Annotated in this window: 25 protein-coding genes; 10 read left to right on the plus strand and 15 right to left on the minus strand. The window is 67.4% G+C overall.

Annotated features, from left to right (window positions below):
• Positions 1–14: 14 nt before the first annotated feature.
• Complete coding sequence (locus ASG64_RS13275) at positions 15–1,214, minus strand: GNAT family N-acetyltransferase (protein WP_056074008.1); 1,200 nt, start codon at positions 1,212–1,214, stop codon at positions 15–17.
• Complete coding sequence (locus ASG64_RS13280; protein ID WP_056074009.1) at positions 1,214–1,906, minus strand: GNAT family N-acetyltransferase; 693 nt, start codon at positions 1,904–1,906, stop codon at positions 1,214–1,216. The genes ASG64_RS13275 and ASG64_RS13280 overlap by 1 nt, the downstream gene beginning before the upstream one ends.
• A gap of 172 nt (positions 1,907–2,078) precedes the next feature.
• Between ASG64_RS13280 and ASG64_RS13285 the strand changes: the two genes are divergently transcribed.
• Positions 2,079–2,840 carry an HAD-IIA family hydrolase gene (locus tag ASG64_RS13285; RefSeq protein ID WP_056074366.1) on the plus strand — a complete coding sequence of 254 codons (762 nt, stop codon included), beginning with the start codon at positions 2,079–2,081 and terminating at the stop codon, positions 2,838–2,840.
• Positions 2,837–3,916 (plus strand): isochorismate synthase, encoded by a 1,080-nt coding sequence (locus tag ASG64_RS13290; protein ID WP_056074010.1) that lies wholly within the window; start codon positions 2,837–2,839, stop codon positions 3,914–3,916. Before ASG64_RS13285 ends, ASG64_RS13290 begins: the two co-directional genes overlap by 4 nt.
• Before the next feature lie 13 nt (positions 3,917–3,929).
• Here the strand turns inward: ASG64_RS13290 and ASG64_RS22315 are convergent, their stop codons facing one another.
• The 3 genes from ASG64_RS22315 to ASG64_RS13300 all read right to left on the minus strand — a co-directional run bounded on the left by ASG64_RS22315 (position 3,930) and on the right by ASG64_RS13300 (position 6,206).
• Entirely contained in the window at positions 3,930–4,355 is a 426-nt protein-coding gene (locus ASG64_RS22315) for a phospholipase A2 (RefSeq protein WP_082518424.1), read from the minus strand.
• Between the two features lie 235 nt (positions 4,356–4,590).
• Positions 4,591–5,796 (minus strand): O-succinylhomoserine sulfhydrylase, encoded by a 1,206-nt coding sequence (locus tag ASG64_RS13295; RefSeq protein WP_056074367.1) that lies wholly within the window; start codon positions 5,794–5,796, stop codon positions 4,591–4,593.
• Positions 5,796–6,206 carry a rhodanese-like domain-containing protein gene (locus ASG64_RS13300; protein WP_056074011.1) on the minus strand — a complete coding sequence of 137 codons (411 nt, stop codon included), beginning with the start codon at positions 6,204–6,206 and terminating at the stop codon, positions 5,796–5,798. The genes ASG64_RS13295 and ASG64_RS13300 overlap by 1 nt, the downstream gene beginning before the upstream one ends.
• A gap of 82 nt (positions 6,207–6,288) precedes the next feature.
• Between ASG64_RS13300 and ASG64_RS13305 the strand changes: the two genes are divergently transcribed.
• Entirely contained in the window at positions 6,289–7,977 is a 1,689-nt protein-coding gene (locus ASG64_RS13305) for an MDR family MFS transporter (protein WP_056074012.1), read from the plus strand.
• On the opposite strand, the gene ASG64_RS13310 is transcribed toward ASG64_RS13305, so the two are convergent.
• A complete protein-coding gene (locus ASG64_RS13310; RefSeq protein ID WP_042576137.1) occupies positions 7,960–8,361 on the minus strand; it encodes an Rv0361 family membrane protein in 402 nt (133 codons plus the stop codon). The genes ASG64_RS13305 and ASG64_RS13310 overlap by 18 nt on opposite strands.
• Positions 8,362–8,389: 28 nt before the next feature.
• Positions 8,390–9,469: an alkene reductase gene (locus ASG64_RS13315; RefSeq protein WP_042576138.1), complete on the minus strand. Its 1,080-nt coding sequence runs from the start codon at positions 9,467–9,469 to the stop codon at positions 8,390–8,392.
• 246 nt (positions 9,470–9,715) lie between these two features.
• Here ASG64_RS13315 and ASG64_RS13320 point away from each other — a divergent pair, with 246 nt between their 5' ends.
• Positions 9,716–11,095, plus strand: coding sequence for an FAD-dependent oxidoreductase (locus ASG64_RS13320; protein WP_056074013.1), 1,380 nt, complete (start codon positions 9,716–9,718; stop codon positions 11,093–11,095).
• A gap of 21 nt (positions 11,096–11,116) precedes the next feature.
• Here the strand turns inward: ASG64_RS13320 and ASG64_RS13325 are convergent, their stop codons facing one another.
• The gene (locus ASG64_RS13325) at positions 11,117–11,986 is read right to left on the minus strand and encodes an SMP-30/gluconolactonase/LRE family protein (RefSeq protein ID WP_056074014.1); all 870 of its coding nucleotides are present in this window, start codon (positions 11,984–11,986) and stop codon (positions 11,117–11,119) included.
• A gap of 66 nt (positions 11,987–12,052) precedes the next feature.
• Between ASG64_RS13325 and ASG64_RS13330 the strand changes: the two genes are divergently transcribed.
• Positions 12,053–12,787 carry an amidohydrolase family protein gene (locus tag ASG64_RS13330; protein WP_056074015.1) on the plus strand — a complete coding sequence of 245 codons (735 nt, stop codon included), beginning with the start codon at positions 12,053–12,055 and terminating at the stop codon, positions 12,785–12,787.
• Between the two features lie 13 nt (positions 12,788–12,800).
• On the opposite strand, the gene ASG64_RS13335 is transcribed toward ASG64_RS13330, so the two are convergent.
• Together ASG64_RS13335 and purT are read right to left on the minus strand one after the other, a co-directional pair.
• Complete coding sequence (locus tag ASG64_RS13335) at positions 12,801–13,283, minus strand: DUF456 domain-containing protein (RefSeq protein ID WP_056074016.1); 483 nt, start codon at positions 13,281–13,283, stop codon at positions 12,801–12,803.
• On the minus strand, positions 13,280–14,509 hold the full coding sequence (gene purT, locus ASG64_RS13340) for a formate-dependent phosphoribosylglycinamide formyltransferase (protein WP_056074017.1): 1,230 nt from the start codon (positions 14,507–14,509) through the stop codon (positions 13,280–13,282). The genes ASG64_RS13335 and purT overlap by 4 nt, the downstream gene beginning before the upstream one ends.
• On the opposite strand from purT, the gene ASG64_RS13345 reads away from it, so the two are divergent.
• From ASG64_RS13345 to ASG64_RS13365, 5 genes are all read left to right on the plus strand, one after another.
• Positions 14,508–15,080 (plus strand): DinB family protein, encoded by a 573-nt coding sequence (locus ASG64_RS13345; protein WP_082518425.1) that lies wholly within the window; start codon positions 14,508–14,510, stop codon positions 15,078–15,080. The two genes, purT and ASG64_RS13345, sit on opposite strands and share 2 nt — an antisense overlap.
• Before the next feature lie 62 nt (positions 15,081–15,142).
• The gene (locus ASG64_RS13350; protein WP_042576144.1) at positions 15,143–16,231 is read left to right on the plus strand and encodes a CaiB/BaiF CoA transferase family protein; all 1,089 of its coding nucleotides are present in this window, start codon (positions 15,143–15,145) and stop codon (positions 16,229–16,231) included.
• Complete coding sequence (locus ASG64_RS13355; RefSeq protein WP_042576145.1) at positions 16,232–16,834, plus strand: class I SAM-dependent methyltransferase; 603 nt, start codon at positions 16,232–16,234, stop codon at positions 16,832–16,834. It abuts the gene before it with no gap.
• Positions 16,835–16,960: 126 nt separating this feature from the next.
• Positions 16,961–18,796 carry an acyl-CoA dehydrogenase gene (locus ASG64_RS13360; RefSeq protein ID WP_056074019.1) on the plus strand — a complete coding sequence of 612 codons (1,836 nt, stop codon included), beginning with the start codon at positions 16,961–16,963 and terminating at the stop codon, positions 18,794–18,796.
• Between the two features lie 137 nt (positions 18,797–18,933).
• Positions 18,934–19,404 (plus strand): DUF4383 domain-containing protein, encoded by a 471-nt coding sequence (locus ASG64_RS13365; protein WP_200933471.1) that lies wholly within the window; start codon positions 18,934–18,936, stop codon positions 19,402–19,404.
• 6 nt (positions 19,405–19,410) lie between these two features.
• On the opposite strand, the gene ASG64_RS13370 is transcribed toward ASG64_RS13365, so the two are convergent.
• The 5 genes from ASG64_RS13370 to ASG64_RS13390 are packed head-to-tail and all read right to left on the minus strand — an operon-like array spanning position 19,411 to position 25,433.
• Positions 19,411–20,214: an HpcH/HpaI aldolase/citrate lyase family protein gene (locus tag ASG64_RS13370; protein ID WP_056074020.1), complete on the minus strand. Its 804-nt coding sequence runs from the start codon at positions 20,212–20,214 to the stop codon at positions 19,411–19,413.
• Complete coding sequence (locus tag ASG64_RS13375) at positions 20,211–20,684, minus strand: MaoC family dehydratase (RefSeq protein ID WP_327212900.1); 474 nt, start codon at positions 20,682–20,684, stop codon at positions 20,211–20,213. The genes ASG64_RS13370 and ASG64_RS13375 overlap by 4 nt, the downstream gene beginning before the upstream one ends.
• Positions 20,681–21,841, minus strand: coding sequence for an acyl-CoA dehydrogenase family protein (locus tag ASG64_RS13380; RefSeq protein ID WP_042576156.1), 1,161 nt, complete (start codon positions 21,839–21,841; stop codon positions 20,681–20,683). The genes ASG64_RS13375 and ASG64_RS13380 overlap by 4 nt, the downstream gene beginning before the upstream one ends.
• Complete coding sequence (locus ASG64_RS13385) at positions 21,838–23,832, minus strand: acetyl/propionyl/methylcrotonyl-CoA carboxylase subunit alpha (protein ID WP_056074370.1); 1,995 nt, start codon at positions 23,830–23,832, stop codon at positions 21,838–21,840. Before ASG64_RS13385 ends, ASG64_RS13380 begins: the two co-directional genes overlap by 4 nt.
• A gap of 8 nt (positions 23,833–23,840) precedes the next feature.
• Entirely contained in the window at positions 23,841–25,433 is a 1,593-nt protein-coding gene (locus tag ASG64_RS13390; RefSeq protein WP_056074021.1) for a carboxyl transferase domain-containing protein, read from the minus strand.
• Positions 25,434–25,458 lie beyond the last annotated feature (25 nt).

Raw genomic sequence — 25,458 nt, forward strand, 5'->3', positions numbered from 1 at the left:
GGGTGTTCGGTGCGTTAGAAGCCCACCCCGGCGAAGGGGGCCTGCGGAGTCCGGAACAGATCGTCGGCGACCGACGGCTCGCCCTCCGCGAGCCCCGCGGTGACCAGCGCCGCCCACGACGTGCCGCCGAGCAGCACCGATGCCAGGTCGCGGACGTGCACCGTCAGATCCGGCGCCGCGTCGACCACCCGCACGCCGTCCTGCCCCACGCTGTAGGTCGCCGCGTTCTCCGGCAGGTCCGCGTCGTGCACCCCGATGGTGACGCTGGGGCCCGGACCGTACGAGCGGGCGGACAGCGCTGCCGACACGTCGAGGATGCGCAGCCACGTCTCGTCCTCGGTGCGGTTCAGGCGCACCGACCGGCGGTCGTCCATCAGCATCGGCAGCACCGTGTCCACGGGCAGTTCGGGGAACGTGATGCGGTCGACCAGATCGAGCCGCAGCAGGAACCGGACCAGATCGGCGAAGACGGCGTCGTTCGGAGCGTGCCAGTCCTCGACGACGACCTGGCGGGCGTCCCCGGACCACCACTGGCGTGGATCCAGCGGGCGGTATCGGACGTAACCGTCGTCGACGCCGTCGGTGGAGTGCACCCCGATCCACACCGGATCGGTATCGGACCGTGCACGCAGACACGACGCGTTCCACCAGATGGGCAGCCGGGTGATGGATCCCGGCCGGGCCGACGGATGCGCCCTGACGATGTCGGCTTGCACATCCAGCGCGGTGGCGTTGTCGACGATGCGCACGATGCCGCTCGATGCGGCGCCGTCCCGTACCGACGCACGAGCGGTGACGACGTCCGCGGACACACTCGACGTAGCGACGCCGTAGCCGTAGCGCCCGTAGATGACGGCCTCGGACGCGCGAAGTGAGGCGACGACATCGCCGGCTGCGCGCGCGTCCCGTAGTTGCCGACGCAGCAACGCGGAGACGACACCGCGGCGGGTATGGGTCGGCAGCACCCCGACGTGCGTGACTGCCAGGTGTGGAACGCAGGCACCACCCGGCAAGGTGAGGGTTCCTCGTGCGGAGTCCGTCGTCCCGATCAGCTGTCCGCCGTCGAAGGCTCCGTACGTCTGCCCCGGCTCGCGCAGACTCTCGATGTCGTCCTCGGTGACGTGCAGGGTCGGCAGTCCCACCATGGCGGCCCGGAACACGCGCTGCGACTCCAGCAGGTCCGAGCGCGACTCGAGGATTCGGATGTCGACCATCACGCGACCTCGGCGATCGTCAGCGTGGTCTGTCGGCGCAGCACGAAACCGAGCGCGTCGTACAGCGCGATGGCAGTCGTATTACCGGCGCTCGTGTGCAGGAACGGCACGTCCCCGCGCTCCCGGATGCCGTGACCGACCGCGCGGATCAGCCGCGTCGCCAGCCCGCGACCGCGGTAGGCGGGATCGGTACACACGGCGCTGATCTCGGTCCACCCCGCCGGGTGCATGCGCTCGCCGGCCATCGCGATGAGCCGTCCGTCGTCGCGGACCCCCAGGTAGGTCCCCATCTCGATCGTCCGCGTGCGGAACGGACCCGGACGAGTGCGCGCGACGAGGTCCAGCATCTCGGGCACGTCCGACGCGGTCAGGACGACGGCCTCCGGTTCCGGGGCCACCTCGAGTGCGGTTCCGTCGAACTGCACCAGGGCGATGCGGTCGCGGACCCTCCACCCGGCGGGCGGGTCGATGGCGTCGCCACGCAGTGCGGCCGACTCACCGGCAGGCAAGAGGTCGGCGAGATCGGACCAGTCGTCGGCATCCATGTCGGCAGGGTGCCCGAAGAAACCGGCGACATCCGGGTGATAGCGACCGATTCGGCCCTTCCACTCGGCGAATCGAGCATGCGCTCCCAGCAGGGACGATCGGATGGGATCGTCCAGCGGGTGCGTGTCCTGCAGGGTCGGGGTCACCGGGGGTCGTTCGTCACAGTGCACCGGGCCCACTGTAGGTGGACGGGCGCGCGCTTCTGCGCGTTGTACTCACCGTGATTCGACAGAGAGCAGAATGGAGGCCGTGAGCCCTGAAGTCAGAAAATCGGACGACGACCCCTCGACCACCGGAACACCACCGTGGACGTACCTGATGGACATGGACGGCGTCCTGGTGCACGAGGAGCACCTGGTGCCCGGCGCGGACCGGTTCCTGAAAGAGCTCCAGGACACGAACACGCCGTTCATCGTCCTCACGAACAACTCGATTCGCACGCGTCGCGACCTGCAGGCACGGCTGCGACGCACGGGCCTCGAGATCCCCGAGGAGTCGATCTGGACGTCGGCACTGGCCACGGCCACGTTCCTGGGGAATCAACGTCCGAACGGCACCGCGTACGTGGTCGGTGAGTCCGGTCTGACGACGGCTCTGCACGACATCGGCTACATCATCACCGACATCGATCCCGACTACGTGGTGCTGGGTGAGACGCGCACGTACTCGTTCGAAGCCATCACGACGGCCATCCGACTGGTCGAGCGCGGCGCCCGCTTCATCGCGACCAATCCCGACGCGACCGGTCCGTCGCGCGACGGGTCGCTGCCCGCGACCGGCTCCGTCGCCGCCCTGATCACCCGCGCCACCGGACGCGAGCCGTACTACGTCGGCAAGCCGAATGCGCTGATGATGCGGTCGGCGCTGCGAGCCATCGGAGCACACTCGGAGAACACGCTGATGATCGGCGACCGCATGGACACCGACATCGTGTCCGGACTCGAGGCCGGTCTGCAGACCATCCTGGTGCTCACCGGCATCTCGACTCCGGCCAGCGTGGAGATGTTCCCGTTCCGGCCGACGCGCGTCATCGACTCGGTCGCCGATCTCATCGGGCACACGGCGGACCCCTTCGGATGAGGTTCCTGTACTCGCGACCCGATCGCAGCGTCGACGCCCGGGGCGTCCTCCAGTCGTTCGACCACATCGACGACGCGCGGGATGCACTGGCCGAGGGCTCGGTCCTGGTGGGCGCCATCGGGTTCGACGCGAGCACGCGCTGCGCCCTGGTGGAGCCGAAGGAGTTCCGGCGGTACGACGTGCCGCGGACGCCGGAGCCGGCCACACTTCCGGTCGCCGTCGTCGCGTCGCAGAATCCGCCGCCGGACAAACATGTTGCTCGCGTACGACGCGCCTTGACCGTGCTTCAGCATCCCGGCTCGGCGCTGCACAAGGTCGTCCTGGCCCGGTCGATCACCCTCGTCTTCGACTCGCCCTTATCGCCGGTCATGCTGGCGGACAAGCTCATCGAGGACAACCCGATGCACAACGGGTTCGCCGTCGACCTGACCGCGGCGGGCGGGCCCTACTTCGGCCGACACCTGGTGGGATCGTCGCCGGAGTTGCTGGTGCGGCGCACCGGAACCGAGGTGGTCTGCCGACCCTTTGCCGGAACCGCTGCGCGTCAGCAGGATCCGGACGCCGACAGGCAGGCGGGGGCCGACCTTCTCGCCAGCGCCAAGAACCTGGCCGAGCACCGCTTCGTCGTCGACGCCATCGCCGACGCCTTGGCGCCGCTGTGCTCGGAGGTATCCGTACCCGACGGACCGACGCTGACCAGTACGCCGGCCGTGTGGCATCTGGCCACCCCGATCACAGCGACACTGCGCGACTCGTCCACCACCGCACTGGATCTGGCACTCGCGCTGCACCCGACACCCGCCGTGGCCGGCAGTCCGACGGACCTGGCTCTCCAGACCATCGACATCATCGAATCGGGCCGCAGCCGCGACTTCTATGCCGGCATGGTCGGCTGGTGCGACGCCGACGGTGACGGCGAGTGGATGGTGGCGATCCGCTGCCTCGACATCGCTGCCGACGGTCTCAGCGGAGTCGCGACGGCCGGAGGCGGCATCGTCGCAGCCTCCGATCCGGACGCCGAACTCGGAGAGACCACGGCGAAGTTCGCCACGATCCTCTCCGCCTTCGGGCTCTGACGGCGGACTCCCGTCAGTAGCAGGCCCGGCACACGAAGTTCGGCCAACCGACCGTGCGTACAGTCGTCGCGTACAATGACGCCTGCCCGCGACAAGCCTGGTTGCCCCCGCACGCCCTCAGCATGTCTGTCTCGAATCGATTGTTACATGTGAAGAATCCGCCGATACCCTCACCCGCCAGCCGGTATCGATAGCACCTGTCGTGTTGATCACAGGCCGCCTTGAAGCTGACTCCGAAAGCCGAATCCGGGGACAAAGTACAACCGTTCGGCGCCCAGGCAACTGGCGTTATTACTTCTGGTCGTGGCTGCGCCGAGGCAAACGCAGCCCCACCCAACGAGACACCCAGGATCAGCCCCAAAGCAGCAAGCACTACCAGGACTCGCGAGAAAGTTTGATCGAAATGCGCGCGTTCCGATTGCCTGCTCGTCTCGTGCATGGGATCGGCGAGTTTGTCTATATGACTTGAAGTCCCGTGCAACGTAAGCCCCCGTATCCGCGAATGATATCGACCCGAACTCTCGTCGGGATCGGTCTTATCGCGCAATACGTCGATTGGGTGACAGGACAACCATCCAACTGTCGATCCGGTGCGCTGAGCCGCGGATACCGCGGCTCAGCGCACCCAAGTCGGCCCATCGAGGTGTCCGGCGGGCGGATTCGATGCACTTGCTCTACCGAGCGAGCGCGCCACCGATGTCGCCCAGCAGGTCCTCGAGATCTTCGAGTCCGACGGAGATCCGTACGACGCCGTCCGTGATCCCTACTGCTGCACGGCCTTCCGGACCCATGGCCCGGTGGGTCGTGGTGGCGGGGTGGGTCGTCATCGACTTCGCGTCGCCGAGGTTGTTGGAGATGTCGATGACCCGCAGCTTGTTCAGGAAGTCGAAGGCACTGCGCTTTCCGCCCTCGAGCTCGAAGGTCACGACGGTTCCGCCGCCGCTCATCTGCGACAGCGCCAGTTGGTGCTGCGGATGCGACTCGAGGAACGGGTACTTCACCCAACCCACACCCGACTGCGTCTCGAGGAACTCCGCCACGGCCTGAGCCGACGCATTCATGTGCCGCACGCGCAACGGCATCGTCTCGAGACCCTTGAGCAACGTCCACGCATTGAACGGACTGAGTGCGGGACCGGTGTGCCGCATCAGTGTCTGCACCGGCCCGTCGATGTACTCCTTCGATCCCAGGATCGCGCCACCGAGCACGCGTCCCTGCCCGTCGATGTGCTTGGTTCCCGAGTACACCACCACGTCGGCGCCCAGCTCGAACGACTTCTGCAGCACCGGCGTCGCGAAGACGTTGTCCAGCACCACCTGTGCGCCGGCGGCGTGCGCCATCTCGGTCACCCGTCGCACGTCCACGAGCGACTGCATCGGGTTGGACGGCGTCTCGAAGAACACCGCGGTCGTGGGCATGGACAGCGCCTGTTCCCACTGGTCCAGGTCTTCGCCGTCGACGAAGACGGTCTCGATGCCCCAGCGCGGCAGGATCTCGTTGCACACCACGAAGCACGAGCCGAACAGGCTGCGAGCGGCCACCAGCCGGTCCCCGGCCTTCAGCAGCGCACCGAGCGCGGTGAAGACGGCGGACATACCGCTCGAGGTACCGAAGGCAGCTTCCGCACCGTCGACCAGACGCAGCCGTTCCTCGAACATCGACACGGTGGGGTTGCCGTAGCGGGAGTAGACGAAGTGGTCGATGTCGCCGGTGAACGCCTGCTCGGCCGCCTCGGCGCTCTCGTAGACGAACCCGGAGCTGAGATAGAGCGCCTCGGCGTTCTCCTCGAATCCGGAACGGTTCAGACCTCCTCGGACACCGAGAGTGCCCTGGCCGACGCCGTCGGGAAGGGGCTTGGAGAATCCGCCGCCGGTGGGAATCACTTCTGCCTCCAGGGAAGTCCGACCGCACGCCACCCGGTGCTGCCGCGGTGACCGTCGGTGTCGGTCGCGCCCTCGAAGCCGTCGAGCACGTTGTACGCCGGGCCGAGGCCGGCCGCCGTCGCCGCTTCGGCCGCCCCGATGGAGCGTTGACCGGAACGACACAGGAAGACCACGGGCCCCTTGTCGACGCCGGCAGCACGCACCTCGTCGACGAAGTTCTCGTTCTTCGCCCCGTCGGGGTAACTCACCCACTCGACGAAGGCGGTCGGCTTGTCCAGGGACGAGATGTCCGGGACACCGACGTAACTCCACTCCGCGTGCGTGCGGACGTCGACCAGTGACGCTTCCGGATCGGTGCTGAGAATTTCCCAGGCCTGCTCGGGCGTGATGTCTCCTGCGTAGCTCACTGGTCAAGTTTCGCACACGGTCGGATCAGCCCGATATGTCCGATAGTCGCAGCGTACGGCCATATGGGGGCAAGATGATCCGATGACCGACGAACACGTGCAGGACGCCGACACCGGCCAGTTCACGCACCGACAGATCATGACGATCATCTCCGGCCTCATGCTCGGCATGTTCCTTGCCGCGTTGGACCAGACCATCGTCTCGACGTCCATCCGCACCATTGCCGACGACCTGCAGGGATTCTCCATCCAGGCATGGGTCACCACGGCCTACCTGATCACGGCGACCATCTCGACGCCGCTGTACGGGAAGCTGTCGGACATCTACGGCCGCAAGCAGTTCTTCCTCACGGCCATCACGATCTTCGTCATCGGGTCGGCGCTGTGTGGGTTCGCCACCTCCATGTACCAACTCGCAGCGTTCCGCGCCTTCCAGGGCCTCGGCGCCGGCGGCCTGTTCTCACTGGCACTGACCATCGTCGGTGACATCGTGCCTCCGCGGGAGCGCGCGAAGTACCAGGGTTACTTCCTGGCCGTCTTCGGCACGTCGAGCGTCCTCGGTCCGGTCATCGGCGGCGTCCTGTCCGGTCAGAGCGAGATCCTGAACATCACCGGCTGGCGCTGGGTCTTCTTCGTCAACGTGCCCATCGGTGTCGTGGCGCTGTTCGTCGTCGCGAAAGTGCTGAACCTGCCACGTCGTCACGGGAGCGCGGTCGTCGACTGGGCGGGCGCAGCGGCACTGGCCGTCGGCCTGGTCCCGCTGCTGATCATCGCCGAGCAGGGCCGCACCTGGGGGTGGGGATCTGGTCGGGCCATGATCTGTTACGCCATCGGCGTCATCGGTATCGCCGCGTTCATCGCGATCGAGATCCGCATGAAGACCGACGCTCTGATCCCGATGCGCTTCTTCCGCAATTCGACCTTCAGCATCGGCCTGGTGCTCTCCGTCATCACCGGCGCCGCGATGTTCGGCGGCATCACTCTGTTGCCGCAGTACCTCCAGGTGGTCAAGGGGTCCTCGCCCACCCTCGCCGGATTCCAGATGTTGCCCCTGGTCCTCGGCATCATGGTCGCGTCGATCTTCTCCGGTCAGATGATCTCCCGGACCGGGCACTACCGCCCGTACCCGATCATCGGCACCACTCTGATGACCGCGTGCATGTTCGCGTTCTCGCTGATCAAGTTCGACACACCGCTGTGGATGATCATGCTGGCGATGTTCGGATTCGGCTTCGGACTCGGCAACCTGATGCAGCCGCTGACGCTCGCGATCCAGAACGCCCTCCCGCCGAAGGACATGGGCGTGTCGACGTCGTCGGCCACGTTCTTCCGTCAGATCGGCGGCACCATCGGTGTCGCGGTGTTCCTGTCCTTGCTGTTCTCCCGCGTGACCGACGCGATCGCCTCGGCACTGCGGTCCGCCGCCGAGACACCCGAGTTCCGCGAGGCCGTCGGTCAGGCCGCGTCCAGCTCGGATCCCGCGGTGTCGGGACTCGCGCAGGGTCTGGCGTCCGGTAACGGGTCGGCCGCCGGCGGCATCCTGGACGACACGTCGTTCATCCAGAAGCTTCCCGACGCGTTGGCGGCACCGTTCCAGATCGGCTTCTCCGACGCCATGGACTCGGTCTTCGTCGTCGCCGGCTGCGTGTTGGCCCTGGCGTTCGTGATCAACCTGTTCTACAAGGAGATCCCGCTGCGCACCCAGGGCGGCCTGGCCGCGCAGGCCACGGAGAAGTCGCAGACGACGGAGAAGCTAGGGGCTGCAGAGTAGCCAGTCGTCGCCGACGCGCGTCGCGCTCCAGGTGAGGGATTCCTCGGTTCCGTCGAGGCTGACGCGCACGTCGGCCTCGGCGGTGTCGTCCTTCACGCGAACTTCCTCGATGTTCTTCAGCTCCACCTCGGTGCCGGCGTCGGCCAGCGGGGCATTCACGATGCCGGGGCACTGCAGGGCAGCGACTGCCGCGGTGTCACCGGACTTCGTCGCTTCCACGTAGGCCGCGACGGCGGTGCCCACGCGCTGGTTGTCACTGACGTTCTCGTCGGGTGACCCGGTGAGGGAGAGCACGGCGATGATCACCGCCACGACGACCACCACCGCAGCGGCCGCGATGATGGGCGCTGCGGTGGTGGAACGTTCGGGTTCAGGGTCGGTCATGACCCGATTGTGTCAGCCTGCTGCAGGACTATCCCTCGAGTGTGGGGTAGTCGGTGTAGCCCTCGGCGCCGCCGCCGTAGAAGGTGCTCTCGTCGGGCGTGTTCAGCTCGGTGTCGTGTGTCCACCGCGTCACCAGGTCCGGGTTCGCGATGAACGGGCGGCCGATCGCCACGGCGTCGGTGATCTCGTCGGCGACGAGCTTCTCGGCCTCGTCCCGCGTGCTGACCTGTGCGAACCCGGTGTTCAGGACGAAGGCGCCGCTCCAGGCGGAGCGGAGCTTGCCCAGGAACGGATCCTCGGCGTCGATCAGCACGTGCAGGTACGCCAAGCCGAGTCCGTCGATCTGGGACAGCAGAGCCTCGTAGGCACCGGTGGTGTCGTCCTCGGTGATGCCGCTCGCTTCGCCTCCGGGAGAGATCCGGATACCGACCTTGCCGGCACCGATGGCGTCGGCCACCGCGCGGACGACCTCGACGACGAATCGGGCGCGGTTCTCGGGGCTGCCGCCGTAGGAATCGGTGCGGTGGTTGGAACCGTCGGCGAGGAACTGGTGCAGCAGGTATCCGTTCGCGGCGTGGATCTCGACACCGTCGAGACCGGCGGCGACCGCTCGTGTCGCTGCATCGACGAAGACCGCGACCTGCTCGGCCAACTCGTTCTCCTCGAGCGCGCGGGGCGCCGGGATCTCCTTCGAGCCGTCCTTGGTGAACATCTCGATGCCGGGCGCGATCGCGGACGGAGCCACTGCTTCGAGGCCCGAGTTGTCCGGGTGGGACACGCGCCCTGCGTGCATCAGCTGGACGACGATCCGGCCGCCCTCTCCGTGCACCGCATCCGCGATCTTCGCCCATCCGGCCTGCTGCTCGTCGGTGTGCAGACCGGGCGTGTTGGTGTAGCCCTTGCCGACCGCGGAGGGCTGCGTCCCCTCGGACACGATCAGACCGGCACCGGCGCGCTGGCGGTAGTACTCGACGACCAGATCGCCGGGAACTCCGTCGTCGCCGCTGCGGCTACGAGTCAGCGGGGCCATGAAGACGCGGTTGCGCGCATGGATATCGCCGAGGTCGAGGGGCTGGAGAAGTGCGGAATCGGGGCCGAGTTCGCTCATGTGTATCTGCCTTTCACGATGCAATCGCCGGACGGCGTTCTCTCCGGACAAGCTCGTCGGAGCCGAAGTCGATGCCCGGTTGTGTGCCGGATCACAGGGCTCGCCCAGAACTTCGCGGCCTCGTCTTCGCACACGTCACGGCCACCTGAGGCACCGAAGCCGTGACCTCGTCACTTATGCTGGGGTGTCCGCGTCCGATGCTCCATGGGCGGCCAGCCGATGACGATGTTAGGTAGATCCACGCTGATGACAGACCAGAACCGCCCTCTCCGAGTGGCCATCGTGGGCGCAGGACCGGCCGGCATCTACGCCGCCGATGCGCTGATGAAGTCCGACCACAACGTCTCGGGCCCCGGCGTGAGCATCGATCTGTACGAGCGCATGCCCGCACCCTTCGGTCTGATCCGCTACGGCGTCGCTCCCGATCACCCGCGTATCAAGGGCATCATCACCGCGCTGCACAAGGTGCTCGACAAGCCGCAGGTCCGCCTGCTCGGCAACATCGACTACGGCACCGACATCGACCTCGAGACGATGCGCCGCTTCTACGACGCCGTCATCTTCTCCACCGGCGCCAACGCCGACCGCGCCCTGAACATCCCGGGCATCGAGCTCGACGGCAGCTACGGCGCCGCCGACTTCGTCTCCTGGTACGACGGACACCCCGACGTGCCGCGCACCTGGCCGCTCGAGGCCGAGAAGGTCGCCGTCCTCGGCGTCGGCAACGTCGCCCTCGACGTGGCCCGCGTATTGGCCAAGACCGGCGACGAACTGCTGCCCACCGAGATCCCCGCCAACGTCTACGAGGGCCTGAAGGCCAACAAAGCCGTCGAGGTCCACGTGTTCGGCCGCCGCGGCCCCGCGCAGGCCAAGTTCACGCCGCTCGAGCTCCGCGAGCTCGACCACTCGCCCAACATCGAGGTCATCGTCGCTCCCGAGGACATCGACTACGACGAGGGTTCGGAGAAGGCCCGCCGCGAGTCCAAGCAGGTCGACATGGTCGCGAACACGCTGCAGGACTGGGCGATCCGCGACGCCGGCGACCGGCCGCACAAGCTGTTCCTGCACTTCTTCGAGTCGCCCACCGAGATCCTCGGCGAGGGCGGCTCTGTCGTGGGTCTGCGCACCGAGCGGACCGAACTCGACGGCACCGGCAACGTCAAGGGCACCGGCAAGTACACCGACTGGGACGTCCAGGCCGTCTACCGCGCCGTCGGATACCTGTCGCAGAACATCGCCGACCTCCCCTTCGACGACCTCGCCGGCACCATCCCCAACGAGGCCGGACGCGTCAAGAACACCGACGGTTCGTCCGTGGATGCCACCTATGTCACCGGCTGGATCAAGCGCGGACCCGTGGGCCTCATCGGCCACACCAAGGGCGACGCCAACGAGACCGTCGCCAACCTGCTTGCCGACGCCCCCTCGTTCGCGGGTGCGACCGAGCCCTCCGAGGACGCCGTCGTCGCGTACCTCGAGGACAAGAAGGTCCCGTTCACCACGTGGGACGGCTGGTACCGCCTCGACGCACACGAGCGCAGCCTCGGCGAGCCCCAGGGCCGCGAGCGCGTGAAGGTCGTCGAGCGCGAGGACATGCTGCGCGCCAGCGAGCCCGACAAGGCCTGACGGGCTCGCGGGCGGTCCGGGTCAGACCCGGACCGCCAGCAGCCTGCCCTCTCGCTCGTGCTTGCGTGCGTGCTCGTTGAAATCCGGTGCGGCGCAGACGAACAGCGTGCGCCCGTCGTGCCCGCCGAAACCGCACGCGAACACCCCGGTGTCGAAGGTCAGTTCGTCGACCACGCCCTCGCCCTCACGGATCTGCACGATCCGCTGCCCCAGGGCGTCGGCCGCCCACAGCGTGCCGTCCTGCGCGAGAGCGCAACCGTCGGGCGCCACCACGACCTGCCCGATTCCCTCCGCCATGTCCGTCGACTCGGGCATCGGGCCCAGCACGGCCCAGTCGCGCCGCGGACCGAGAACTCCGCCGTCACCGATGGCGAACGCACTGATGCGGTTGCCCAGCGTCTCGTCGACCAGGAGATCACCCGAGGCCGTCACAGCCATGCCGTTGGGGAAGTGCAGACCCGTCGCGTCCTCGTGCACGCTGCCGTCGGGTTCGATCCGGATCACCGACGCCGTCTCGATCGGCGCCATGTTCATGAGGTCGAACCCGAAGTGCCCGACGTAGGCGCGGCCCTCTGCGCCGACGTGCATGTCGTTGGCGTTGCCGGTCGCATGGTCCGACAGATCGGCGTGCACGACGAGTTCGCCGTCGGCCTCTCGGCGAAGAACCTTCTTGTCCCGCATCGACACGACGAGGAGTCGGCCGTCGGGTAGCCACCCCAGCCCCGACGGCTGCTCGGGTACCTCCGCCTCCACCCTCACGTCGCTTCCGTCCTCCTCGGCGGAGAGCACCTGGAAGGAGTAGAAATCCGACACCCAGATGCGCCCGTCGTGCCACCGCGGGCACTCGAAGTAGGTGTATCCCTCCAGGACCACGGTCGGCTCGGCCTTCATGCGGACTCCTCGCGAATATGCGGATGTGACGTGTGCCTCATCTCTCTATGAGGCATCCTGGCAGACGTGTTCGACAGCCACGTCCACATCATCGATCCTCGGTTTCCGTTGGTGGTCAACGACGATTACGAGCCCGAACCGTTCACCGTCGACGACTACGAGGCGGAGACGGACGGGCTCGGTGTGGTCGGCGGGGCGGTCGTCACCGGGTCGTTCCAGGGCACCGATCAGTCCTATCTGCTGGCAGCTCTCGAGGAGCTGGGCCACGGGTGGGTCGGTGTCACCCAGCTGCCCGTGGACGCCACCGACGACGACATCTCCGCACTCGACGCCGCGGGGGTCAGGGCGCTCCGGTTCAACCTCCGTCGCGGCGTCGCCGACATCTCCTCGCTGACCGAGCAGGCGATACGGGCCCACGAGGTGGCGGGGTGGCACTCCGAGTTCTACGTCGACGCGGGGCTGCTGCGCTCGCTCGAGCCGATCATGTCGAAGCTGCCCGCCGTGAGCATCGACCATCTCGGCATGGCCGAGGAAGCGATGCCCTACCTGCTGGATCTGGTCGACAGAGGTGCACGCGTCAAGGCCACCGGATTCGGCCGCATCTCGCACGACCCCGTCGACGCCATGCGCCGCATCCATGCCGTGAACCCCGAGGCCCTGATGTTCGGCACCGACCTCCCCAGCACTCGCGCGGAGCGTCGCTTCGACGTGTCCGACCTCGACCTCGTTGCCGACGCGGTGGGCGGAGACCTTCAGGCAGTGCTGTTCCAGAATGCTCGCGCCTGGTACCGCGAGCCGTGATCGTCGGCGGCATTCACAGCACGAGGACGGCGACGACCCACACGCCGGCGGCGAGCAGACCACCGAACAGCTCGACCAGGATCGACAGTCCGACGGCCTTGGTCGCGTGCACGGTCGACTGCCAGGCCGAACCCGAGGTGCGGGCACGAGGAAGTTCAGCCAGGTAGACACCGAGGGGGAACCCGAGGAACAGACCGACGACCGGCACGACGAAGAATCCGACGATGCCGACGACACCGCCGAGCACGATCGACCGCGTCGGCACACCGGCCGTCTTCAGGCGTCTGCCCGGCCACAGGTATTTGACGACGCCCGACGCCACCAGCAGCGCCGTCGCGATGCCGAACACCGTCCACGCCGATGCGGTGCCGACGACGAAGGCCCAGACGCCGATCGCCGCGAAGATCAGGATCACGCCGGGGAGCACCGGGACGACGATCCCGATCAGACCGATCAGGATCACCAGTCCGACGAGGACCTCGGCGCCCGCGGTCATGTGGCCGAGACCGGTCGTACCCGGCCGGCAGCGTCACGAGCCCGTGCGCGCGCCGTCTCGACATCCGGACCGGTCGAGAACGCGACGCCCATGCGACGCGACACGAAGCTCTCGGGCTTGCCGAACAGCCGAAGGTCGGTTTCCGGAACCCGCATGGCCTGATCGACACCCTCGAAGGCGATGCCTACCTCGTCGAGTCCGCCGTAGATGACGGCCGATGCCCCCGGGAAGAGCAGCGTCGTGTCCACCGGGAGGCCGAGGATCGCCCGCGCATGCAGTTCGAACTCGGAGAGCCGCTGGGTGCCGAGGGTGACCAGTCCCGTGTCGTGCGGACGGGGGCTGACCTCGGAGAAGAAGACGTCGTCGCCCTTGACGAAGAGCTCGACACCGAAGATGCCGCGGCCACCGAGCGCCGCGGTCACCGTGCGAGCGACGTTCCGCGAGGCCTCGAGCGCGACCGGCGACATGGGCTGTGGCTGCCAGGACTCGATGTAGTCGCCCGACTTCTGGAGGTGGCCGATGGGCTCGCAGAAGAAGGTCTCGTCGGCACCGTTCTCGTCCACCCCGCGGACGGTGAGCTGAGTGATCTCGTAGTCGAAGTCGACGAATCCCTCCACGATGACGCGTCCCAGATCCACCCGGCCGCCGGCCTGCGCGTAGTCCCAGGCCCGCTGCACGTCGTCGGCACTCTTCACGACCGACTGTCCCTTGCCCGACGACGACATCACCGGCTTGATCACCGCGGGGAAGCCGGTGTGCTCGAGCGCAGCACGAACCTCGTCGACACTGTCGGCGAAGGCGTACGGCGACGTGGGAAGGCCCAGCTCCTCGGCCGCGAGTCGGCGGATGCCCTCGCGGTTCATCGTCAACTGCGTAGCCCTGGCCGTCGGAACGACAGTGGTGACGCCGCGATCCTCGACGACGGACAGAGCCTCCGTTGCGATGGCCTCGATCTCCGGGACGACGTAGTGCGGCGCCTCCGCCTCGATGACGGCGAGCAGAGCCTCGGGATCGCTCATGTCCACGGTGTGGGCCCGATGAGCCACCTGGTGGCCCGGCGCGTTCGCGTACCGGTCCACGGCGATGACCTCGACGCCCAGGCGCTGGAAGGCGATGATCACTTCCTTGCCCAGCTCCCCCGAGCCCAGGAGCATCACCTTGGTGGCGGACGGAGAAAGCGGAGTACCGATGCGGGAGGACGTCACGCTTGGAATGCTATCGGGCATGACGGACACCGAGGACCTGCTCACCTACCTTCAGCGAGGTCGGGACGCGGTGGTGTGGAAACTCGACGGCGCATCGGAGTACGACATCCGGCGACCCCTCACCTCCACCGGCACCAACCTGCTCGGCATCGTGAAACACCTGGCCATGATCGAAGCCGGGTACCTCGGCTCCACGTTCGGGCGACCGTTCCCCGAGGAGATCGCCTGGTCCGACCCGTCCCTCGAACTCAACGCCGACATGTGGGCCACGTCCGACCAGTCCCGCGACTCTCTCGTCGGGCTCTACCGCCGGGTGAACGCACACGCCGACGAGACGGTACGCACCCTCGGGCCGACCGCCGAGGGGACGGTCCCGTGGTGGACGGCGAAGAACCCGGTGACCGTCGAGTACATCCTGGTGCACCTGATCGCCGAGACTCACCGCCACGCCGGTCACGCGGACATCGTGCGCGAACTCGTCGACGGCAGCGCCGGCATGGCCGTCGCCAACTCCAACCTTCCGGACGTCGACGCGGACTGGTGGGGTGACTATCGGTCGCGGGTGGACGACGCCGCGTCGGAGTTCCTCTGAGTCTCCCGACCCGATCGGTCCGGTCCTGTCGTCGGGCGAGTTCCGGTGGATAGGGTCGCGGCATGACTACTGCAGGTGGACCGCTCGCCGGAATCAAGGTCGTGGAGCTCGCCGGGATCGGACCGGGCCCGCACACGGCGACGCTGCTGTCGGATCTCGGGGCGGATGTCGTCCGTGTCCAACGCCCCGGCGCACTGCCGGCCGAGGGCATGCACGGCGACCCGCTGATCCGTAACCGCAGGATCGTCGAGGCGAACCTGAAGGACCCGGCCGATCTGGAGCGGGTGCTGGCGATGATCTCGCGGGCCGACGTGCTGATCGAGGGCTTCCGACCGGGCGTGACCGAGCGCATGGGCCTCGGTCCCGACGCGGTGGCGGAGCGGAATCCGGGCCTCGTCTACGGACGTATGACGGGGTGGGGTCAGGACGGGCCGTGGTCCCAGGTGGCCGGGCACGACATCAACTACATCTCCGTGACCGGCGTCCTTCACGCCATCGGCCGGGAAGGAGAGCGTCCCGTCCCCCCGCTGAACATGGTCGGTGACTTCGGCGGTGGCTCGATGTTCCTGGTCATGGGCATCCTGGCGGCGCTGGTCGAGCGTGGCGCGTCCGGCAAGGGTCAGGTCGTCGACGCCGCGATGGTGGACGGCACCGTCGCGCTGTCGCACATGATCTGGGGCTGGCGCGGTCTCGGACTGTGGTCCGACCAGCGCGGAACCAACCTGCTCGACACCGGCGCCCCGTTCTACGACACGTACGAGACGTCCGACGGCAAGTACGTCGCGGTCGGAGCTCTCGAACCGCAGTTCTACGCCGCGATGCTGCAGGGCCTGGGCATCGATCCGGCCTCGTTGCCCCACCAGATGGACCGTGAGCAGTGGCCCACCCTGCGCACGGTCTTCACCGACACGTTCGCGACGCGGACGCGCGACGAGTGGGAGTCCGTCTTCGACGGCACGGACGCGTGCGTCACGCCCGTCCTCACCTTCGACGAGGCGACCCGGCACCGGCACATGGCCGAGCGGGAGAACCTGATCGACATCGAGTCGGTGACGCAGCACGCGCCCGCACCGCGGTTCTCGCGTACCCGGCCGTCGACGCCGGGCGGCGCTGCACGGTCGTCCGTGGATCCCGATCAGGTCTGGGTCTGAGTGGACGCGGCCGACTGGGACCGCAAGTACGACGGTGCGGAGCTGAGGTGGGGAGCGCCTCCCAACGAGGTGGTCGTCGAGTTCTGTACGTCGCTGCCCCGCGGTCGCGCGCTCGACCTCGCCTGCGGAGAGGGCCGCAACGCCTTGTGGCTGGCCACCCGCGGGTGGGAGGTGGACGCTGTCGACTTCAGCACGGCCGCGCTGTCGAAGGCCGTGAAGGTCGCCGCAACGGCGACGGCGTCCATCCGCTCGCGGGTCCGGTGGGTCCACGCGGACGTGACCACACTCACACCCGAGCGGAATTATGATCTCGTTGTCATCGCCTACCTGCATTTATCGCGCATCGAGCGTGAGAACGTCCTGGCGACTGCCGTCCGGGCGTTGAAACATGAGGGAATCCTCGTGATCGTCGGACACCATTCCGACAATGTGAAGAATGGCGTCGGCGGACCTCAGGATATCGAAATCCTCTACAGTCCAAGCGATCTCGTCGACGACCTGCACAATGGCGTGCGCATTCTCGTGGCCGAGGAGCGACACCGGCCGGTAGGTGATTCCACAGCGATCGACACCGTTCTGATGGGACAGGTTACCGACGAGTAGACCGCTATTGGCAGAGCTCTCGAAGCGGCGTAACATAGCCATAAGTTACTGGCGAGTAGGTATCGCCGCAGAACACCGAGGCGGCACCGAGGGCGGACCGCACCACTGAGACGGAGAGCATTCACCATGGGCCATTACAAGAGCAATCTTCGAGACCTCGAGTTCAACCTCTTCGAACTCTTCGCCCTGGACAAGACGCTCGCGTCCGGCCAGTTCGGCGACCTCGACGTCGAGACCGTCCGGGACATGCTCGGAGAGGTCCGTCGTCTCGCCGAGGGCCCGCTGGCCGAGTCGTTCGCCGACGCCGACCGCAATCCGCCCACGTTCGACCCCGAGACCCACTCGGTCACGCTCCCCGAGTCCTTCAAGAAGTCCTACCGCGCGCTGCAGGATGCCGGCTGGGACCATCTCGGACTGGACGAGGAGCTCGGCGGACTGCCCGTTCCCCGCCAGGTCTTCTGGGCCGTGGCCGAGATCCTGCTGGGCTCGAACCCCGCCGCCTTCATGTACTCCGCGGGCCCCGGCTTCGCGCAGATCCTCTTCGACAACGGCAACGAGCAGCAGAAGAAGTGGGCCGCTCTGGCAGCCGAGCGCAACTGGGGAGCCACCATGGTCCTCACCGAGCCCGACGCGGGTTCCGACGTGGGCGCCGGCCGCACCAAGGCCATCGAGCAGGCCGACGGCACGTGGCACATCGAGGGCGTCAAGCGCTTCATCACCTCGGCGGACTCCGATGATCTCTTCGAGAACATCTTCCACCTCGTTCTCGCGCGTCCCGAGGGTGGCAAGCCCGGAACCAAGGGCCTCTCGCTCTTCTTCGTCCCCAAGTTCCACTTCGACAGCGAGACCGGCGAACTGGGCGAGCGCAACGGCGCCTTCGTCACCAACGTCGAGCACAAGATGGGCCTCAAGGTCTCGGCCACGTGTGAGCTCACCCTCGGCGGACACGGCGTCCCGGCCAAGGGCTGGCTCGTCGGCGACGTCCACAACGGCATCGCGCAGATGTTCGATGTCATCGAGCACGCTCGCATGATGGTCGGCACCAAGGCGATCTCGACACTCTCCACCGGCTACCTCACCGCTCTCGACTACGCCAAGCAGCGCATCCAGGGTGCGGACCTGACGCAGATGACCGACAAGGCCGCCCCTCGCGTCGCCATCACGCACCACCCCGACGTGCGTCGCTCGCTGATGACGCAGAAGGCATACGCCGAGGGCCTGCGCGCGGTGTTCCTCTACACCGCCGCACACCAGGACGAGGTTGCTGCACTGCACGTTTCGGGTGCCGACAAGGACACCGCGTTCCGCGTCAACGACCTGCTGCTCCCCATCGTCAAGGGTGTCGGCTCCGAGGTCGCGTACGAGCAGCTCGCGCAGAGCCTGCAGACACTCGGTGGTTCCGGCTTCCTGCAGGACTACCCCATCGAGCAGTACATCCGCGACGCCAAGATCGACTCGCTGTACGAGGGCACCACGGCCATCCAGGCCCAGGACTTCTTCTTCCGCAAGATCGCTCGCGACCGCGGCGTCGCCCTGGCCCACGTCGCCGGACAGATCAAGACGTGGATCGACAGCGAAGCAGGCAACGGTCGCCTCAAGTCCGAGCGTGCACTGCTGAACACCGCACTCGAAGACGTCCAGGGCATGGTCGCGACGCTGACGCAGCACCTCATGGGTGCGCAGGAGCAGCCGACCGAGCTGTACAAGGTCGGCCTCGGATCCGTGCGCCTGCTCATGAGCGTCGGCGACCTGATGATCGGCTGGTTGCTGCTGCGCCAGTCCGAGATCGCCATCGCCGCACTCGACAACGGTGCGAGCGACAAGGACAAGGCGTTCTACGAGGGCAAGATCGGCGCAGCGTCGTTCTTCGCCAAGAACATCCTGCCCCGCCTGACCTCCACCCGTCAGATCCTGTCCGATCTGGACAACGACGTCATGGAGCTCGACGAAGCAGCGTTCTGATCCGAACGTTCCTACGGCCCGGCTGGTTTCGACCAGCCGGGCCGTTTCGCGTCTCGGGCGTTCAGCACGTTCTCCGAGGGCTATCCCGACGCGCACGGTGGGATCCGCTCAACGTGTGAGAACAGGGAGGCAAGACCATGGCGAACACCAACCGGGCCGGCCGCACAGTGGTGCGTCGGTCACCGATCCAGTGGGGTGCGCTGCTCGTCGGCGTCGTGTTCCTGGCCGTCGGCATTCTCGGGTTCATTCCGGGGATCACGTCGGACTACGACATGTTGACGTTCGCCGGGCACCACTCCGGCGCGCATCTCCTCGGAATCTTCGAGGTGTCGATCCTGCACAACATCGTGCACCTGCTGTTCGGTGTCGCCGGCATCGCTCTGTCGCGGACTCCGTCCACGGCACGGACTTTCCTCATCGGAGGCGGTGTCATCTACCTCGTGCTGTTCGTCTACGGACTCGTGATCGACCGTGACAGCAGTGCCAACTTCGTTCCCGTCAACAACGCGGACAACTGGCTTCACCTGGTGCTCGGTGTCGGCATGATCGGGCTGGGGGTCGCCCTGCCCCGCGTCGTCACCGGAACGACGGCGACGCCGGCGCGCTGACCACAGTCAGCGGACGCCGCGCAGAATGCGGTCGGCGTGCCGGATCACCGGCGCGTCGACCATCCTGCCGTCGACCGTGAAGACACCACGTTCGGTCGAGGCCGCAGCGACGACTCGTCTCGCCCAGTCGACCTGGTCGGCGGACGGGGTGTAGCACTCGCGGATGACGGCTGCCTGCGACGGGTGCAGGGCCACCTTCGCGCCGAACCCGACAGCGACGGCGTCCTCCGATTCCGCACGCAGACCGTCGAGATCCGGAATGTCGAGATACACCGAATCCAGGGCCAGGCGCCCGAATGCCGACGCCGCCAGCAGGGCTGTCGATCGGGCGTGCACGGCGACGTCGCGATAGCGGCCGTCGCTCCGGCGTGACGACGCGCCCCCGAGAGCCGCGACGAGGTCTTCCGCGCCCCACATCATCGCGACGCATCCGTCGGTCGCGCAGATCTCCGCCGCCCGCAACACTCCGAGCGGAGTCTCCAACAGGGCGACGACCGACAGCGGCGCCACGGCCCGGACATCCTCCGTCGATTCACATTTGGGCACCATCACGTGCCGGTACTGCGTCGTGAGCACCGCAGCCAGATCCGCATCGAAGTAGGGCGTCGACCGCGGATTGATCCGGACGACAGTCCTCTCCGGATCGAGCGGGGTGTCGAGCATCGCCTGACGCGCGGCGTCCTTGTCCGACGCGGCGATTGCATCCTCGAGGTCGATGATCACGACGTCGGCCGCGGCGGCGGCTTTCCCGTAGCGCTCCGGCCTGTCCGCGGGACAGAACATCCAGACGGGCCCGGCATCGATCGTCATCGCGCGGGATCCAACTGCACGAGCGTCTTGCGCACCGCCCGAGCGACGATATCGCCGCGCTGATTGCGGCCCGTGTGCTCGAACGTGACGACGCCTTCACCGGGCCGCGACGCCGATTCCCGCTTGTCCGCGATGAGTGTCTCGGCATAAAGGGTGTCGCCGTGGAACATCGGCGCCGGGAAGCTGATGTCGGAGAAACCGAGGTTGGCCACGATAGTCCCCTGCGTCAGTTGCGCCACCGACAGGCCGACCAGCGTGGACAGCGTCCACATGGAATTGACCAGTCGGTCACCGAACGTCGTGTCCGCGCTGTACGCCGCGTCGAGATGCAGTGCCTGCGTGTTCATGGTGAGCGTCGTGAACAGGACGTTGTCCGCTTCGGTGACGGTGCGCCCGGGCCGGTGTTCGTAGACGGTGCCCACCGTCATCTCCTCGAACCACAGGCCGCGCTGCACCACGCGGTCACTCACAGGCCCAGCTGCCGTGCGATCAGCATCAACTGCACCTCCGTGGTGCCCTCGCCGATCTCGAGGATCTTGCTGTCGCGGTAGTGACGGGCGACGGTGTACTCGTTCATGAAGCCGTACCCGCCGTGCACCTGCGTCGCGTCGCGCGCGTTGTCCATCGCCGCCTCCGAGGACACGAGCTTGGCGATGGCTGCCTGCTTCTTGAAAGGCTTGCCCGCCAACATGAGTGCTGCCGCGTCGTAGTACGCCGTCCTGGCCGCGTACGCGCGCGCCTCCATCCGGGCGATCTTGAACGCGATGGCCTGGTTGCGCCCGATCGCGGTGCCGAAGGCTTCGCGCTCCTTGGCGTACTTCACGCTCTCGTCGACGCAACCCTGCGCGACGCCGGTCGCGAGCGCCGCGATCGCGATACGCCCCTCGTCGAGAATCTGCAGGAACCCGGCGTAGCCGCGCCCTTCGTCGCCGAGCAGGTTCTCCAGCGGCACCCGGACATCGGTGAACGAGAGAGGGTGCGTGTCCGAGGCGTTCCATCCGACCTTGTCGTACGCGGGGCCCGCCTCGAACCCGGGTGTCGACGTGGGCACCAGGATGGACGAGATCTGCTTGCGACCGGCAGAATCCGTGCCGGTCACCGCCGTGACGGTCACCAGCGAGGTGATGTCGGTGCCGGAGTTGGTGATGAACTGCTTGGACCCGTTGATGACCCAGTGGTCGCCGTCCCGGACGGCGGTGGTCTTCGTACCGCCCGCGTCACTGCCGGCACCGGGCTCGGTCAGCCCGAAGGCGCCCAGCGCTCGGCCGGAGGTGAGCTGCGGGAGCCACTGCTCCTTCTGCGCGTCGGTTCCGAAGCGGTAGACCGGCATGGCGCCCAGGGACACGCCCGCCTCGAGGGTGATCGCGACGCTCTGGTCGACCTTGCCCAGTTCCTCGAGCGCGACGCACAGGGCGAAGTAGTCGCCGCCCATGCCGCCGTACTCCTCGGGGAACGGCAGACCGAACAGGCCCATGTCCGCCATGCCGCGGACCACCTCGTACGGGAAGGTGTGGTCCTTGTCGTGCTGCGCCGCAACAGGTGCGACGACCGTCCGAGCGAAATCCCGGACCGATGCCGCGAGCTGTGCGTACTCGTCGGGCAGAACGCCCGCCAGTGCTGATGTCATGATCGACCTTCCTCGCCGCTCGTCGTCACACGTGCGAGCACGTGGTTCACCGTGACCTGATCGCCGCGAGCGACCAGGAGTTCCACCACACCGTCGGTCGGTGCGGTCAACGCATGTTCCATCTTCATCGCCTCGACGACGACCACCACCGACCCGGCGGTGACATGGTCACCGTCCGCGACCTCGACGGCGATCACCGTTCCGGGCATCGGACTGCGGACCGACTCGTCGAGCTCCGACTCGGCGCCGTCGACCAGATCCACCTCCGCCGCCGGCGTCATGTGCCAGACGCCGCGCGCACCGGCCAACCAGAGCGACCCGTGTTCGGTTGCCACGGAATACGACTCGCGCCGACCGCCCAGAGCGATCGTCAACCGGTCGCCGTCGACGTGCGCCGTGAGTGGTCTCTCGTCGCCGCCGTCGACCGCCACGGTCGCGTCGGTGGGAGTACCGACGATGGTCACCGTCCGCCGACGGCCCGCGTCCTCGACCACGATCGTCGTGGGTGCTCGTCGACCACCCAGTCGCCACCCGCCGCGGTCGGACCACGGATCGGCCGCACTGTCCGGCCAGTCCGCGCACCATCGGTACACCGCTGCGGCAGCGGCCACCTCGTCCGGCGCCGTCGGTGCCGCGTAGTCGGGCGCGACACGGTCGAGAAGTTCGGTATCGAGCTCTCCGGCAACGACATCGGGGTTCGACAGCAGGTAGGACAGGAAGTCGACGTTGGTGCCGAAGCCCATGATGGCCGTCTCGCCCAGGGCCCGCCGCAGAATGCGCAGTGCCTCCGCACGATCGCGCCCGTAGGAGATGACCTTGGACAACATGGGGTCGTAGTCGCTGCCGACGACGGTTCCCACCGACAGCGACGAGTCGACGCGCACTCCGTCGCCCACCGGTTCGTGGAGTCCGATCACGCGGCCGCCTGTAGGAAGGAATCCGTTGCCCGGATCCTCCGCGTACACGCGGGCCTCGATCGCATGCCCGGTCAGCGTGACGTCCTGCTGGCGTAGCGCCAGGTGCTCGCCCGCCGCCATCCTGATCTGCAGTTCGACGAGGTCGACCCCCGTGACCATCTCGGTGACAGGATGTTCCACCTGCAGGCGGGTGTTCATCTCCATGAAGAAGAAGTCGTCCGGGGCGTCCGCGGAGACGATGAACTCCACGGTCCCCGCACCCACGTAGTCGACGCTCCGTGCCGTCGCGCACGCGGCTGCGCCGATGCGGTCACGCGTGGCCTCGTCGAGAAGCGGAGACGGCGCCTCCTCGATCACTTTCTGGTGCCGCCGTTGCAGCGAGCACTCCCGCTCGCCGAGATGGATCACGGAGCCATGGGCGTCGGCCATCACCTGGACCTCGATGTGGCGCGGGCGCAGCACGAACCGTTCGAGGAACAGGGTGTCGTCACCGAACGAGGACGCCGCTTCCCGGCGCGCTCGGATCAGGGCGGGGCGCAGGTCCTCGTCGCGCTCGACGAGGTGCATTCCCTTGCCGCCACCGCCCGCGGACGGCTTGATCAACACGGGATAGCCGATGTTGCCGGCTGCGGCGACCAGGGCGTCGTCGGACAGTCCGGGCTCCGCGATACCGGGGACCACCGGCACGTCGAAGGCGGACACCGCCTTCTTCGCGGTGATCTTATCGCCCATCGTCTCGATCGCACGCGTGGGCGGCCCGATGAAGGTGATGCCGTTCTTCTCGCACGCAGCTGCGAACGCTGCATTCTCCGAAAGGAACCCGTATCCGGGATGGATGGCGTCGGCGCCCGACGCCAGTGCCGCCTCGATGACCTTGTCGATGTCGAGGTAGCTCTCCCTGGCGGGAGCCGGCCCCAGTCGTACCGCGGTGTCCGCAGCCCGCACGTGCAGAGCGTCGGCATCCGCGTCGCTGTACACCGCGACGGAGCGGATTCCCATGGTGCGCAACGTCCGGAAGACCCGGACGGCGATCTCGCCGCGATTGGCGACGAGGACGGTGTCGATCGTTGTCATGGCAGTGCTCACATCCTGAAGACGCCGTAGGACACCGGCTCGAGCGGTGCGTTGGCACACGCCGACAAGGCCAGCGAAAGAACGGTTCTGGTGTCGGCGGGGTCGATGATGCCGTCGTCCCACAGCCGAGCCGTCGAGTGGTACGGGTTTCCCTGCTCCTCGTATTGGCGACGGATGGGCTCCTTGAAGTTCTCCTGGTCCTCGTCCGACCACGGTTCGCCCGATGCGGACCGCTGATCGCTGCGCACAGTCGCGAGCACCGACGCCGCCTGCTCGCCACCCATGACCGAGATGCGGGCGTTCGGCCACATCCACAGGAACCGGGGCGAGTACGCGCGTCCGCACATCGAGTAGTTGCCCGCGCCGTAGGAGCCGCCGATCACGACAGTCAGCTTCGGCACCCTGGCACAGGCCACCGCGGTGACCATTTTCGCGCCGTGCTTGGCGATGCCCCCGGCCTCGTACTCGCGGCCGACCATGAAGCCGGTGATGTTCTGCAGGAACAGCAACGGCACCGACCGCTTGTCGCACAACTCGATGAAATGTGCTCCCTTGACGGCGGATTCGCCGAACAGCACACCGTTGTTGGCGACGATGCCGACCGGGTGTCCGTTGATGTGGGCGAACCCGGTCACCAGCGTGGTGCCGTACTCGGCCTTGAACTCCTGGAACTGCGCACCGTCCACGAGACGGGTGATCACCTCGTGCACGTCGTACGGCGTGCGGGGGTCGGTGGGAACGACGTCGTACAGCTCGGTCTGGTCGGCAGCCGGCCGGGGAGTGCGGACCTCCCACGGAGCCGGCGTGCGAGGACCGAGCGTGGCGACGATGGCGCGGACCCGGCGCAACGCGTCGCGGTCGTCCGTCGCGAGATGATCGGTGACACCGGAGATCTTGGAGTGCACGTCGCCGCCGCCGAGATCCTCGGCCGTGACCACCTCGCCCGTCGCGGCCTTCACCAGCGGCGGGCCGCCGAGGAAGATCGTGCCCTGGTTGCGGACGATGATCGCCTCGTCGCTCATCGCGGGCACGTAGGCGCCGCCGGCGGTGCAGGACCCCATGACCGCGGCGATCTGCGCGATTCCCTTGGCGCTCATCGTCGCCTGGTTGAAGAAGATGCGGCCGAAGTGTTCACGGTCGGGGAACACGTCGTCCTGCATCGGCAGGAACGCGCCGCCGGAGTCGACCAGATACACGCAGGGAAGGCGGTTCTGGAGGGCGATCTCCTGCGCACGGAGGTGCTTCTTCACCGTCATCGGGTAGTAGGTGCCGCCCTTGACCGTGGCGTCGTTGGCCACGATCATCACCTCGCGCCCGGACACCCTGCCGATCCCGGCGATGACCCCGGCACCCGGGCACGCGTCGTCGTACATGCCGTTGGCGGCCAGCGGGGCGATCTCGAGGAAGGGACTCCCGTCGTCGAGAAGCGTGTCGACGCGGTCACGCGGGAGCAGTTTGCCGCGAGCGACATGACGCTGCCGCGAGGCCTCACTACCCCCACGGGCGGCCGACGCCATCGCCGCGGCGAGCTGCTCGACCAGCGCGCGATGGTCCTCGCGCCTCTGTGCACGTTCGGATCGAACGCCGTTCGCCACCGTCATGTCGCCGCCTGTCCATCAGTTAACT

The organism is Rhodococcus sp. Leaf247, assembly GCF_001426185.1.
In the GTDB taxonomy this organism is placed as follows: Bacteria; Actinomycetota; Actinomycetes; order Mycobacteriales; family Mycobacteriaceae; genus Rhodococcoides.

Excerpts from the sequence above, each read along its gene's own strand:
- ASG64_RS13275 (WP_056074008.1), bottom strand. The coding sequence starts at position 1,214 with ATGGTCGACATCCGAATCCTCGAGTCGCGCTCGGACCTGCTGGAGTCG.
- ASG64_RS13285 (WP_056074366.1), top strand. The coding sequence starts at position 2,079 with ATGGACATGGACGGCGTCCTGGTGCACGAGGAGCACCTGGTGCCCGGC.
- ASG64_RS13290 (WP_056074010.1), top strand. The coding sequence starts at position 2,837 with ATGAGGTTCCTGTACTCGCGACCCGATCGCAGCGTCGACGCCCGGGGC.
- ASG64_RS22315 (WP_082518424.1), bottom strand. The coding sequence starts at position 4,355 with ATGCACGAGACGAGCAGGCAATCGGAACGCGCGCATTTCGATCAAACT.
- ASG64_RS13305 (WP_056074012.1), top strand. The coding sequence starts at position 6,289 with ATGACCGACGAACACGTGCAGGACGCCGACACCGGCCAGTTCACGCAC.
- ASG64_RS13310 (WP_042576137.1), bottom strand. The coding sequence starts at position 8,361 with ATGACCGACCCTGAACCCGAACGTTCCACCACCGCAGCGCCCATCATC.
- ASG64_RS13315 (WP_042576138.1), bottom strand. The coding sequence starts at position 9,469 with ATGAGCGAACTCGGCCCCGATTCCGCACTTCTCCAGCCCCTCGACCTC.
- ASG64_RS13320 (WP_056074013.1), top strand. The coding sequence starts at position 9,716 with ATGACAGACCAGAACCGCCCTCTCCGAGTGGCCATCGTGGGCGCAGGA.
- ASG64_RS13325 (WP_056074014.1), bottom strand. The coding sequence starts at position 11,986 with ATGAAGGCCGAGCCGACCGTGGTCCTGGAGGGATACACCTACTTCGAG.
- ASG64_RS13335 (WP_056074016.1), bottom strand. The coding sequence starts at position 13,283 with ATGACCGCGGGCGCCGAGGTCCTCGTCGGACTGGTGATCCTGATCGGT.
- ASG64_RS13345 (WP_082518425.1), top strand. The coding sequence starts at position 14,508 with ATGACGGACACCGAGGACCTGCTCACCTACCTTCAGCGAGGTCGGGAC.
- purT (WP_056074017.1), bottom strand. The coding sequence starts at position 14,509 with ATGCCCGATAGCATTCCAAGCGTGACGTCCTCCCGCATCGGTACTCCG.
- ASG64_RS13350 (WP_042576144.1), top strand. The coding sequence starts at position 15,143 with ATGACTACTGCAGGTGGACCGCTCGCCGGAATCAAGGTCGTGGAGCTC.
- ASG64_RS13360 (WP_056074019.1), top strand. The coding sequence starts at position 16,961 with ATGGGCCATTACAAGAGCAATCTTCGAGACCTCGAGTTCAACCTCTTC.
- ASG64_RS13365 (WP_200933471.1), top strand. The coding sequence starts at position 18,934 with ATGGCGAACACCAACCGGGCCGGCCGCACAGTGGTGCGTCGGTCACCG.
- ASG64_RS13370 (WP_056074020.1), bottom strand. The coding sequence starts at position 20,214 with ATGACGATCGATGCCGGGCCCGTCTGGATGTTCTGTCCCGCGGACAGG.
- ASG64_RS13380 (WP_042576156.1), bottom strand. The coding sequence starts at position 21,841 with ATGACATCAGCACTGGCGGGCGTTCTGCCCGACGAGTACGCACAGCTC.
- ASG64_RS13385 (WP_056074370.1), bottom strand. The coding sequence starts at position 23,832 with ATGACAACGATCGACACCGTCCTCGTCGCCAATCGCGGCGAGATCGCC.
- ASG64_RS13390 (WP_056074021.1), bottom strand. The coding sequence starts at position 25,433 with ATGACGGTGGCGAACGGCGTTCGATCCGAACGTGCACAGAGGCGCGAG.